Below are 11,524 nucleotides of genomic sequence, written 5' to 3' on the forward strand. Positions count from 1 at the left end.
CGCGGTAGGGTAGGCAGCGTCCGATGTTTATAAGCTACAGCTCCCCCACTCCCCCGCTCCCACCATGCTGACCCGCGATTTGGAATCGACTTTCTACTACTTCGCCTACGGGTCTTGCATGTGCCCGGTTGACTTGAAGCGATCGCTCAAAGAAAATACCCATGCCTTCGTCGTTGGCCCCGCTACCCTCAAGGGCTATCGCCTCGGCTTTCGCTACTACTCAGCCAAGCGGCAGTGCGGCGCTCTCGATATTTTGCCCGACCCCAGCTGCACCATTCACGGCGTGCTGTATCGGCTGCCCTGGCGGCTCAGCGATCGCCTTGACCGGCGCGAAGGGGTAGGACATGGTGACTATCGCCGCGAGTCAGTCGCCATCGAGCAGGCCGGGCAGCCCTACGTCGGTGTCAGAACCTACGCTGTGGTGCAAAAGACCCCCACAGAAATTGCTCCCAACGACTGGTATTTCAACGTGGTGTTGCGAGGAGCGATTACCTGCCAGCTGCCAGAGAGCTATTGCTGGCAGCTATTTGACTACATGCGTGGACTACAGATGGCCTGCGCCTAACCCCACTACCCCCGGTTCAACCCCATGAAACTCAAAAAACGTCAGTTAATGCTGGAGGTATGCATCTGGTTATTTGCTGAAGTATTACTCGGCTACCTGGGCCTCGATAACCTGGCCGACTACAGCGAGTACCTGAAGGAGCGCAACGTCGTGGCTGTGCTCAGCAGCCATTAGCGATTAGCCCATGCCCAAAGATTGGATTGTGCTTGCAGACGGGCAGTGTCAGGTCTGCCCGACGCCCCGAGACTGGGACTTGCTGGAAACGCCCTACCGTTTTCATCGGTTTCTCACCGCGGTAGAAGACGTGCTGAAACTGGCCGCTGCCGAAGACCAAACTGACTGTTTACCCGACCTGCGACGCCTGGTACGAAAACTGGTGCTGAATTCCTATTGGCTACGCACCCAGCGCCCCGAGCCATCTCCCCTGGTCGAGACAGCGATCCTCAATCTCTACGATGAAATCGGCTATCCCCTCACGGTGCAGATCGAAACCCTGCTACCGGGCGCAAAATCTTCCGTGCATAACCACGGCACCTGGGGTGTAGTAGCCGTGCTACAGGGACAGGAAAGTAACCAGTTCTGGCGACGCGAGCCTCACTCCGACTATCCCGATGCGATCGCCCTGGTGGAGCAAAAAATACTCACCTTCGGGGATGTGATCGGCTTTACCCCGGAGGCGATTCACAGCATCGAGGCCGTGGGCGACGAACCGCTCGTGACCTTCAACCTCTACGGCGAAACCCACAGTAAACATCGATTTGAGTTTGACCCGGTAGCCCGTCGAGCCCGCAACTACTAGAATGACGGGAAACCTATGGTGGCCCCCAACCCGTTTTTGACCCTTGCTTACGAACCAGCCCTGGCCGCCCTGGGGGATGAGTTTTACGATCGGGTGCAACCCGCCTGTTTTCCCAACCCCCAGCTGCGGTATCGCAACGATCCGCTGCTGCCGCTGCTGGGGTTGGCCCCTGCCGCCGTCAGCGATCGCCATTTTGAGGCCGCCTTTGGCCACTTTCAGTTCGAGTCATCTTCACCACCACCCCTGGCGCTGCGCTACCACGGCTACCAGTTTGGCCAGTACAACCCCTACCTGGGGGATGGTCGCGGGTTTCTCTACGGCCAGGTGCGCAGCAACCGCCAACAACTGCTCGATCTGGGTACCAAGGGCTCAGGTCAGACCCCCCACGCCCAGGGCCGCGATGGCCGCCTGTCGCTGCTGGGGGGCATCCGAGAGGTGCTGGCCGCCGAAGCGCTGCACGGCCTAGGCATCCCCACGTCCCGAATACTTTGCCTGGTAGAAACCGGAGAAACCCTCACCCGAGACGATCACCCCACCCCAGCCAGGGGGGCGGTGATGGTGCGGCTCAGCCGATCGCACATACGTTTTGGCACCTTTGAGCGGTTGGAGTACCTTGATCGCCCCGATCTGGTGCGCAAACTACTTGACCATGTGATTCAGCATTACTACAGCCATCTGTGGCAGCAGCCCCATCAAGATATTCGCTTCTACACCGAACTGGTACAGTGCACGGCCTGCCTGGTGGCCCGGTGGATGGCGGCGGGCTTTTGCCACGGGGTGCTCAACACCGACAACATGTCGATTACTGGCGAGGGGTTTGACTATGGCCCCTACGCCTTTATCGACACCTACAGCCCCTACTTTACGCCCGCTACCTTCGATCGCTGGGGTCGCTACAGCTACCGCAATCAGCCCAGTATTTGCCGCTGGAACCTGGCGCAATTGCAGCGTCCCCTGGCACTGGTGATTCCCCAGGGGGCCATGGAAACGGCCCTAGAAGCCTTCATGCCGACCTACGATCGCGCCTACCGCCGGGCCATGGTGCAAAAGCTCGGCTTCGACAGCCTGCCCGATCGCGATGCTGAGGCCCTGATCAATCTCACGCTCCAGTTTTTGTTTAGCACCCAGGTGGGCTATCACCGCTTTTTTCAGGAGCTGCAGCGGCAGTTTTCGGTCACCTGGCGCGAGTCGCCCACGGCGGTTTTTCCCAACCCTAGCTTTCTCCAGTCTGAGGAGAAGGTAATTGCGCTGCGGGCCTGGCGCAACCTCTACCATCAGCTGTTGCGACAGCAGCCAGTGACTAACATGGCGGCCATCACCCAATGCCTGAGACGCTCCACGCCAACGACGACTCTTTCGACGGCAGTCCTGGCCGAGGTCTGGGGTGCGATCGCCACCGCCGACGATTGGTACCCCTTCCATACCCTAATCAACAGTCTCAACGACAGAGCCCATACCAATGAAGTATCAGGCCGTGAGCATCGTTATTGGGATTCCTTGGCAAGGGAAAAAATCGATACCCAAAATTAGTATCGATTTCACAGCCCCCTCCATCGTCTCATTGGATACGTCCCATTGGATGGTGAATCCGATAGATTTATAGGGGGCAGGTCTAACTTCTAGCGCGCATGTTGATCAACAGGCTCGTAGATATTATGTGGCAGCCTAAAATAAATTCTCAGTCGTTTAGGACTACCTGTAAAATAAGTCCTAAGGTGGCGAAGACAGATATACCCGTCAAGATATAACCAGTCACCATCATTCCCCTAATAAAGTTTCTGGCAGCCAGAGCAATAGAAGAGTTTTGTACAGCTCGTAATCGTCCGACGATAAAACGAACGGGTAACGTGACAATCCATTGGGTGATGCCACCCCAGTAAAAGAAAATAAAGAATAGGTACTTTAAGTAATTTTCTGGTATCAAGAAAGGCGACTCGTGGGGCTCAGAAAATGTGTCGAGAGCAATTAGAAGGCCTAGAGACACGCTCAGTAGAGTGATGAAGGCAACAAAAACAATGCCCAATAAAACTGTTAGAGCCGCTAAAAGATTCCTCATCCCCTACCTTCCATTCACAGAACTTTTTGGTTTTGCAAGTTTCAAGCACCTACAGTCGGCAATTTCTCAGCTCATTTAGATCGACGCATGCAGGAATAAAGTCTAATCGTCTGAGACAGCGTTTTCAATTTTTTTGCTCTATCCCAAGCGACTTCAGTAAAGCTAAGGCGCCAGGGTGTTAGGCGGCTCTCGCCTCGCTGCATCGAACCTGCCTAGATCGACGATATCCGGCACCGCGAGGCGAGCAGTCCGGAGGCGGTGCTGAGATCTAGATCCGCCATGAGTAAGCCCTCTTGTCCATAGGGTTGAAAGCACTGCAGCGTACCATCTGGGCGCACCACCGCCGACGTGGTGCCGGAACCTGCGCTGGCGCAGTTCACCGATGCGAAGTAGCAGGTGTTCTCTGCCGCACGACACAACATTGCCTTCTCGTGGAAGGTGTTGGCGGACTCCGCAAACGTGACAGGACGATAGCTTCCAGGTTCGGCTTGGTACCCCATTGGTTAAGGCTCTAGCGGCTAGCTGTTTGGGGACTATACCAGAACTGTTCTCTGCCTATATGTAAAGGTGGATATGCCTGTCCTCAACTAGGAATGGGAGCAGGCCGGTTGCTCGTGGGGCAGGCCTGGGGCTAAAGTCCCAGTTCGATAGCCTGCAATGGCCTGTTCTGGATTGGTCTCGCTCGTGGTTAGCAGTTCTGTATTTCGCTGTTGGAGTCTGCGTCGGACGCCCTCACCGGCAGACGCCGCGATCGCGACATCGACAAAATGCAGCGGATGGCGATTACCATCGCCTCGTAGGTGCCATTCATGCAGGCAGCCCGTCTTAGTTAAGTCCAGCGTCCAGGCTAGGCTTGGGTCTGCGTCATCAGGGACGGCATAGACCCTCCATCCCAATGCCCTGCCTGCATGGGGAGTGATGCTGCCATCCTTCGTTACCGCTACAGCTACTAATTTTTCCGTCATCTGATTAAACCCTCAAAATGATCACGTTTTTTTTGGCTAAAAGCTTTAGTCAGAATTTCGTAAGTCTATTGATTAAAAAACCTGACTTTAGAAAAAACATGTTAATTATAGAGGGTGGCCATTGTGCCGTTGACAGTGCTATTAAGCCTGTACTCAAAGGCTAGAAGTGCCTAATTGATTGGGCTTTCTAAAACGAATCAGAGCGATGCACAAGTATTTTCGGTAGAACATGGTTGTAAGTCTAGGATTGTCGCTTAATAACCAAGTAGGGCGGCGATCTATCCATTTAAACGAAGCAAGAACACCCCATTTGCTACTCTAGCGGCCTGTTATTTTGCTGGGCTAATTCAAATGCAGGATTGGTTGGCGATAGCGTAACCCATGGGGGCGTTGGTTTATTGCCTCCGGCAAGGCTGCGCCAACATGCCGCAACCGCAACCTACACTGTCTTATATTTGATTGCGCCTTTCTACTTACAAGCCGTTTTCTGGCCACTGCAAAGTAGCCGCAAAGGTTAATTGAGTTACCCGGCGTAATGTTTGCAAAATAAGGGGTTAAAGTAAAATATTGGACTGGGTTACTTGATGGATCAAGTCTTGTTCCAAGTCTGGGGGTAAGTTGATTGTAATTTGCATCAGGTTGCTCCATTGCTAAAGCTTTTTAACTAAAGCTTTTTAAAGACAATAGTCCGGACACTTTTTCGGACAATCGCTGGAACCCTTGACTTCTCGTTGGCTCAATTGCCTTGAAAAAGGGCTGAAACCCCCATTCTCTCGTTAGGTTTCAAAAACTGTCCGGAGTGTTGTAAAGAGAATCACCAATTCAGTCACTATGGGATAAGTTGAGTCAGTTTCCCCTAATGGGTACATTCCAACCGATTGTCTGCAATGACAGTCCAACTGGTGGCAACCGCTGGCCAACGTGGAGCTGAGCGGTGGCCAGGGTTTTGGCAAAATGCCCGAATGTTTCAAGATCGGCCAGCCATACTCAACCGTCTTGATATCAACACCAATTACCTTACGATTTTCTGGCGCGTTCGAATTCAGAGCGATACTTGGACCGAGCAAGATCGACTAGATCTAGCCGCCTTTTCACTGCAATATGCAGCAACTGCTTTTCCTGAAGATGAGGATATAGCTGAGTGAGCTTCAAGCCAGGTGAAGTGGTTACGGTTGGATTTTCCCGGTGTCATGACACGCCCCAAATAACCCAACTTCTAGAACTAAAGCAAATTTTTGAACAGTAGCGCCAGACGGCCTTTGGCCTGTTCCAATCGAGGCCGCTGCTGCCAGTCGGCGTAGCTGAGACAGCGGCTCTTGGCCTGCGCATGCAAAAAGAATTGCTCCACCTTTTGGGCCAGCTCCGGGTAGGCCCCCGAGATATTCAGCTCGTCGTTGTGGAAATAGCTGCGGGGGTCAAAGTTGGCGCTGCCGGTGCTGACCCAGTCACTGTCCACCAACACAAACTTGGCGTGCATCATGCTGGGCTGATATTCGCAGATTTTTACCCCCGATCGCAGCAGCGGGCCATAGAGCTCGCGGCTGGCCCAGTGCACCATTTTTTTGTCGGTGGCGGCCCCCATGGTCAGCACCCGCACATCGACCCCCTTTTGGCAGGCTTGAATCAGACAGTCGGTGGTGTTGTGGTCGGGCACAAAGTAGGGGCTGCCAATCCACAGGCGCTGCTGGGCCGTGAGCATATGCAGCTGCATCAGCAGTCGAATCGACGATTCGTTGAGGGTAGAACTGTTGTCGGTAATAAACAGAGGGGTGGTGCCATTGCCCTGCACCGAATGCAGCCCGGCTTGCAGGTCGAGGTTGCCGCCCGCACAGGCCCAGTTTTGTAAAAATTTGCCCTGCAGCAGGCTCACCACCTCGCCCTCGTAGGCCAGCTCAAAGTCGCACCAGGGGGCGGTGTCGTGGTCAAATGCCACCCCATCCCAGTGGTCAGAGATGCCTGCACCGCCGATCAACACCTGCCGTCCGTCGATAATCAGCAGCTTGCGGTGCGATCGCGAATTGTAATCCAACGGTGCTCGCCAGTTGGGCTGCCGAAAAAACTGAATCTCGACCCCCAGGTTGCGCAGCCGCCACCAGTAGCGCTGGGGCATGGTGCTGGTGCCCTGGTGGTCGAGCAAGAGCTGAATGGTGACTCCGGCCAGGGCGCGATCGGTGATCACCTCGGCAAAGGCATCGGCCCGGTGGCCGGGGGTCATGAAATAGGTTTCGTACTGAATCAGGTGCTGAGCCTGGGCAATGGCCTCCCGACGGGCGGCGTAGATCGCATCGACCTCGGGCCAAAACCCTACCAGGCGGCCAGTGGTGTCGGCCGAGTTGGCCAGCCCCTCCAGGCTGAGGGCAAAGCGCGGGTCGTCGAGGCTGGGAATATTGGCGATCGCATAGTCGGGCATCGAGCGAAAGGCCCCGCGCAGGTAGGCGTAGCCCAGGGCCACGGCCACCAGTAGCACCCCAGCTGCAACTATCCCCCCGATCACAGGCGAGGGCTCCAGGTCAGCAATGGATCAGCGACAGCAGTAGGTAACATGGCACAGCAAAGACGGTAATGGCAGCATAGCGCCCGTTGCCTAACCAAGAACCTCTGCCCTTAGACATAAACTAGTTGTCTGTCAAACTAGTTGTCTATCACCAGGCGGTTTAAGCTGACCGCTGAGCGGGCAATACCCGGCTCAGCACCACGTAGAGCACTACAGCTGCCACCACACCATTGATGGGCACAATGCCCCAACTCGCCTGCCCGGTGACGTAGGCGATCGCCGAAGCGACTACATAGGCAATCACCCCGGCCCAGTTGAAAGCAGGCTGGGGCGCTACCAGCGCCGGAAACTGACCCCGCCGATTAAACCAGTAGTCGGCCATGATGATGCCGCCAATGGGGGGAATAAAGGTGCCCAGCAAAATCAGGTACTGCACCAGCCCTTCGTAGATGCCGCCCCAGGCCATAAACAGCGCGATCGTCGCGCCGCCCAGCACAAACAGGGTGCGGCGACTGCTGCGAAACATGTTTGACCCGGCGATGGAAAAGGCGTAGATGGTGTTGTCCTGGGTGGTCCACATGTTCAAAAAGAACAGGACTAGGCCGCCCACCAGCAGCCCCTGCTGGGCCATCACCTGCACAATATCGGGTTCGCCGTAGACCTTGGCGCAAAACGCGCCTGAAAAGATCAAAAATCCGTTGCCCAAAAAGAAGGCAATCAGCGTGGCGATAAAGCCCGCCCTACCGTTTTGGGCAAACCGGCTCCAGTTGGTGGCCTGGGTGCCGCCCGAGACAAAGGTGCCGACGATGATAGTAATCGCCGCGCTGAGGGGCAGCGGATCGGCGATCGCCACCGCCTGCAACCCCGCAAAGCCGCCCACATCTCGCGAAGCCACCGACAGACTAATCACCATCAGCAGCACCATGGCGGGCACCGCCACCCGACTTAGCCAGTCCATGGCCTTGTAGCCAAAGTAGGCGGTTGAACAAAAGGCGTAGGTAAAGAACAGAATAATCAGCCAGTTCCACGACTCGGGCACCCCGGCCAGGGCATTGAGCAGCTGCGCCATTAGCGCCGAGCCCCAGGCGTACCAGCCCACCTGGGTAAAGCCCAGGATGAAATCGACCCAGCGCGAGCCCACATTGCCAAAGCTAAACCGCGCCATTAGCACCGTGCTCAATCCGGTCTCTCCGGCGATATAGCCCAGCAGGGCCGCATACAGGCCCAAAATCAGATTGCCGACCACGATCAGCGCCACCAGGTTGGGCCAAAACTGAAACGACGGGCCAATCAGCCCGCCCGCAAACAATGTGCCGGAGTAGAGGGTAAACCCGGCCAGAATCGGGGCCAGGGAGAGCAGCGATCGCCGCGATGCCTCGGGCACCGGGCTGAGCGGGTAATCTTCGTTGGCTTTGCCCTGGGGCAGAACGGATGATTCGGTGCTGGTAGACATAGGGAGTACAACGCTTGCTTGGTCGGCATTGTAAGGATAAGGCCAAGGCGCAAAAAGTATTCAGCCTAACAATTTTTCGTCATGATCAGCGTGGGCGGATTAAACCTTGGGTCAGCTCAACGTCGCTCTGCGGTCATAGGCAGGTCGAATCGCGGGTTGGCGCAGCCCAAAGCGATCGCAATCCGTCGCCTTCGGAGGCGCAATCTGTCGCCTTCGGAGGTTTCCCTGGCCAGGCAGAATGGCCTTAAACTATGGAGGCGATGACCTCATAGCCGTTCAGGGGAATGGCTAATCATCCAGGGGCGGCTCCCCGTCGCACTCTGAGCCCTGGATGGAGCGGGTTCTTTAGCCCCTCGCTTAACGACTCTCGGCTCCTTTGCGGCGCGATCGCCAATCGAGGCGAACGACCCCGAATTTAAGTTGACATTTGGCGGCAGAAACAGGCGACTCACTGCAGCATTGCAGGTCGGACACACCATGGGAGTTTCCAGGTCGGCAAGTTTGCGCCAGGCTTCAAAGTCGCCGCAGGTCTCACAGCGATAGTCATATAGGGGCACAGGGGGAATTCCTCCAGCGATCGCAACCGTTCAAACCTGGACTGAAGTGAGGACTATCTGCACCGGATTGAATCAGGCCTAAGTCGGCAAAATATTCTTGTCGAAAATTGCCGTCGGCAGAGCCAGCGTACAGCAGGCGTTGGGAATATCCACGATGCCGCTGACGCGCCCTTCTACCGGCGCACAGCTCAACAGCAAGTAGGCCTGTTCGCCGGTAAAGCCAAACTTTTTCAAATATTCAATCGCGTTCAGGCAGGCCCGACGGTACGACACATGGGCATCGAGATAATACTGTTCGCCGGTAAATTCATCCACCGAAATCCCCTCAAAAATCAGGTATTCCGAGTAGTGGGGTTCGACCGGACCGGGCTTGAAAATGGGATTAACCATGGCGTACTTTTCCATCCCGCCCTTGATGATGTCCACATGCAGGTCAATATAGCCCGACATTTCGATCGCACCGCAGAAGGAAATCTCGCCGTCTCCCTGGGAAAAGTGAATATCGCCCATCGAGAGCTTTGCCCCCTCCACATAAACCGGGAAGTAAATGCGAGAGCCCTTCGACAGGTTTTTGATGTCGCAGTTGCCCCCGTGCTCGCGGGGTGGCACGGTACGGGCCGCTTCGGCGGCAACCCGGTCAAACTCAGACCCGCTGAGGGTACCCAGCACCGCATTTTGCGGATTCGGCAGCGCCGCCAGGGGAGGAATCGCCGGTTTCCAGGGGGGACCCCCCTTTTCCACGAGCGCCCTCTCACGAGTATTCCAGGTGTTGAGCAGCTCTTGAGATGGCGCACAGCCGATCAGTCCGGGATGGGTGATGCCCGCAAAGCGCACCCCCGGAATATGCCGCGAACTGGCAAAAATGCCCTGCAAATCCCAGCAGGCTTTGGCCGCGTTCGGAAAATGATCGGTCAGAAACCCGCCACCGTTTTCCCGCGAAAAAATGCCGGTAAACCCCCATTCATCGTTGGGCAGCGCCCCAATATCGAGCAGATCGACCACCAGAATGTCGCCCGGCTGCGCCCCGTTGACGTAGATCGGGCCGCTGAGGACGTGAACCACCGTGAGTTCAACATCGCGAATGTCGCTGGGGTCATCGTCGTCTTTGATTTGCCCGTCCGTCCAGTCTTTGCACTCGATCCGAAAGACGTCGCCCGGGTTCACCGAAACCACCGCCGGAATGTCAGGATGCCAGCGATTGTGGCCGGGAACCTCCTGCTCATGCATAGGCTTAGTGAGGTCAACCTTAAAAAGGGTTTCAGGCATGATGGGTTCTCCCTAAGAGGCATGCCGAACTCGTGGCTCAGCGTCTACAGCCTCCCTGGATGGTCAGTTGTCGGCATCTGGAGGTGGAGGCTTCAGTCCTCAGTTTGGGCCAGTGTTGAAATATAGAGGAGTATCGTCCTTTACAGAGTTGAGCCCGCAGCGGCTACTGTAATATTTCGTCAACTCGTTGACGCAGCCCTGTAGATTTTTACATCCCATAAACTACCCCGAGGGCGGCAGGCTATCGTGAGCTCCCCCCTGACCGGCCAGGCGATTTTTTATCGCCGCGAGCTCACTATCGACCGAGGTCGAACCGCCCTCTAGGGCCTCAAACTGGCGCTCCAGGGGGTCGCCGCTGAGCTCTTCGAGGGCTGCCGACTTGGCCTCTAGGTCCATCACCCGCTCCTCCATGCGCTCAAAGGCCGCGATCGAGCCGCCGGTGCCCGTCTGGCCCAGCATTTCCTGAATGCGTTGGGAGGCTTCGGCAGAGCGGGCGCGGGCGATGTAGAGGTCTTTTTTGGTGCGGGCGTCAGAAATTTTGGCCTCTAGCCGCCGCATGTTTTGCTTCAGGCCGTTGACCACATCGCGCTGCTGGTCGAGCTGGGCATCCATGGCCTGGGCCGATTGCAGATAGGTTTGGCGGCGGGTTAGCGCCTGGCGACCCAGGTCTTCTTCGCCCTTTTGAATGGCGAGTTCGGCCCGGTTATACCACTCCTGGGCGGTCGATTTAGCCTGGGCGCTCTGGCGCTCGGTGCGCTTTTGGGTGGCGATCGCCTGGGCCACCGCCTGACGTAGCTGAATCAGATTGGCCTGCATGTCAGTCATGGCCTGCTCCAGCACCCTCTCAGGGTCTTCGGCCTGGTTGACGGCGCTATTGAGATTTGCCCGCAAGCCTCGCCAAATCCGATCAAACAGCCCCATCGAGTATCTCCTGCAACTGTGACCTGTTTCAGCATAACAGGCAGGCAGAGGGGTGTTGGTAAGCAGCAAATCGTCGCTTACCAATACCCCTGATCTCACCTAAGGCGTCACCACTTGGGCAGGAATACCCTGTTGCTGAAGCTGGTTGACCAGATTTTGCGCCGACGACGCCTGGGAAAAAGCACCCATCTGAATGCGGGTGCCGCCCGAGAAATTGCGCACATAGGCATCGCCCACGACACCACGGGCAGCCTCTAGGGACTGGGCCCCGTTGTAGTTGGTCACCACGTAGTAGTTGGGCGTTGCGGCCTGCTGGGGTGCCTGGGTAATGGGGGCCGGGGGAGCGACTCGGGCTGGCGGAGCCTGGGTCACAGGAGCCGGGGCACTCGATCGGGCCAGCGGCTGAGGGGGGCGAACAACAGGAGCGGGTGATACGGCGGCAGGGGTG

At 56.6% G+C, this 11,524-nt stretch carries 12 protein-coding genes; 5 read left to right on the forward strand and 7 right to left on the reverse strand.

All coding sequences use genetic code 11. The features are described 5' to 3' along the window. The first annotated feature begins 64 nt into the window (after positions 1–64). From IQ254_RS25825 to IQ254_RS25840, 4 genes are read left to right on the forward strand one after another with little or no spacing between them, the layout of a single operon-like run. Complete coding sequence (locus IQ254_RS25825) at positions 65–565, forward strand: gamma-glutamylcyclotransferase (protein ID WP_193969030.1); 501 nt, start codon at positions 65–67, stop codon at positions 563–565. 24 nt (positions 566–589) lie between these two features. Next, positions 590–739 carry a hypothetical protein gene (locus IQ254_RS25830; protein ID WP_193969031.1) on the forward strand — a complete coding sequence of 50 codons (150 nt, stop codon included), beginning with the start codon at positions 590–592 and terminating at the stop codon, positions 737–739. A gap of 10 nt (positions 740–749) precedes the next feature. Then, a complete protein-coding gene (locus IQ254_RS25835) occupies positions 750–1,364 on the forward strand; it encodes a cupin (RefSeq protein WP_193969032.1) in 615 nt (204 codons plus the stop codon). A 15-nt stretch (positions 1,365–1,379) separates the two neighbouring features. Next, positions 1,380–2,894, forward strand: a complete 1,515-nt coding sequence (locus IQ254_RS25840; RefSeq protein ID WP_193969033.1) for a YdiU family protein — start codon at positions 1,380–1,382, stop codon at positions 2,892–2,894. 738 nt (positions 2,895–3,632) lie between these two features. Here the strand turns inward: IQ254_RS25840 and IQ254_RS25845 are convergent. Continuing rightward, positions 3,633–3,842 (reverse strand): nitrilase-related carbon-nitrogen hydrolase, encoded by a 210-nt coding sequence (locus IQ254_RS25845; RefSeq protein ID WP_255527032.1) that lies wholly within the window; start codon positions 3,840–3,842, stop codon positions 3,633–3,635. A gap of 1,430 nt (positions 3,843–5,272) precedes the next feature. Between IQ254_RS25845 and IQ254_RS31845 the strand changes: the two genes are divergently transcribed. Next, entirely contained in the window at positions 5,273–5,530 is a 258-nt protein-coding gene (locus IQ254_RS31845) for a hypothetical protein (protein ID WP_228041100.1), read from the forward strand. Between the two features lie 77 nt (positions 5,531–5,607). Here IQ254_RS31845 and IQ254_RS25850 read toward each other — a convergent pair whose 3' ends face one another. From IQ254_RS25850 to IQ254_RS25875, 6 genes are all read right to left on the reverse strand, one after another. After that, positions 5,608–6,879, reverse strand: a complete 1,272-nt coding sequence (locus tag IQ254_RS25850; RefSeq protein ID WP_313887573.1) for a phosphatidylserine/phosphatidylglycerophosphate/cardiolipin synthase family protein — start codon at positions 6,877–6,879, stop codon at positions 5,608–5,610. Positions 6,880–7,039: 160 nt separating this feature from the next. Further along, complete coding sequence (codB, locus tag IQ254_RS25855) at positions 7,040–8,332, reverse strand: cytosine permease (protein ID WP_193969035.1); 1,293 nt, start codon at positions 8,330–8,332, stop codon at positions 7,040–7,042. Positions 8,333–8,598: 266 nt separating this feature from the next. Then, positions 8,599–8,889 carry an FmdB family zinc ribbon protein gene (locus tag IQ254_RS25860; RefSeq protein WP_193969036.1) on the reverse strand — a complete coding sequence of 97 codons (291 nt, stop codon included), beginning with the start codon at positions 8,887–8,889 and terminating at the stop codon, positions 8,599–8,601. Between the two features lie 78 nt (positions 8,890–8,967). Further along, positions 8,968–10,155: a formamidase gene (gene fmdA / locus IQ254_RS25865; RefSeq protein WP_193969037.1), complete on the reverse strand. Its 1,188-nt coding sequence runs from the start codon at positions 10,153–10,155 to the stop codon at positions 8,968–8,970. Between the two features lie 222 nt (positions 10,156–10,377). Then, complete coding sequence (locus tag IQ254_RS25870) at positions 10,378–11,076, reverse strand: PspA/IM30 family protein (protein WP_193969038.1); 699 nt, start codon at positions 11,074–11,076, stop codon at positions 10,378–10,380. 99 nt (positions 11,077–11,175) lie between these two features. Beyond that, the coding region (locus IQ254_RS25875; RefSeq protein ID WP_228041101.1) for an SPOR domain-containing protein at positions 11,176–11,524 on the reverse strand (349 nt) is incomplete at its 5' end.

The sequence above is a fragment of the Nodosilinea sp. LEGE 07088 genome, from assembly GCF_015207395.1.
GTDB lineage: Bacteria > Cyanobacteriota > Cyanobacteriia > Phormidesmidales > Phormidesmidaceae > Nodosilinea.

Coding starts and splice junctions, on each gene's coding strand:
- IQ254_RS25825 (WP_193969030.1), top strand. CDS start 65: ATGCTGACCCGCGATTTGGAATCGACTTTCTACTACTTCGCCTACGGG.
- IQ254_RS25830 (WP_193969031.1), top strand. CDS start 590: ATGAAACTCAAAAAACGTCAGTTAATGCTGGAGGTATGCATCTGGTTA.
- IQ254_RS25835 (WP_193969032.1), top strand. CDS start 750: ATGCCCAAAGATTGGATTGTGCTTGCAGACGGGCAGTGTCAGGTCTGC.
- IQ254_RS25840 (WP_193969033.1), top strand. CDS start 1,380: ATGGTGGCCCCCAACCCGTTTTTGACCCTTGCTTACGAACCAGCCCTG.
- IQ254_RS25845 (WP_255527032.1), bottom strand. CDS start 3,842: ATGTTGTGTCGTGCGGCAGAGAACACCTGCTACTTCGCATCGGTGAAC.
- IQ254_RS31845 (WP_228041100.1), top strand. CDS start 5,273: ATGACAGTCCAACTGGTGGCAACCGCTGGCCAACGTGGAGCTGAGCGG.
- codB (WP_193969035.1), bottom strand. CDS start 8,332: ATGTCTACCAGCACCGAATCATCCGTTCTGCCCCAGGGCAAAGCCAAC.
- fmdA (WP_193969037.1), bottom strand. CDS start 10,155: ATGCCTGAAACCCTTTTTAAGGTTGACCTCACTAAGCCTATGCATGAG.
- IQ254_RS25870 (WP_193969038.1), bottom strand. CDS start 11,076: ATGGGGCTGTTTGATCGGATTTGGCGAGGCTTGCGGGCAAATCTCAAT.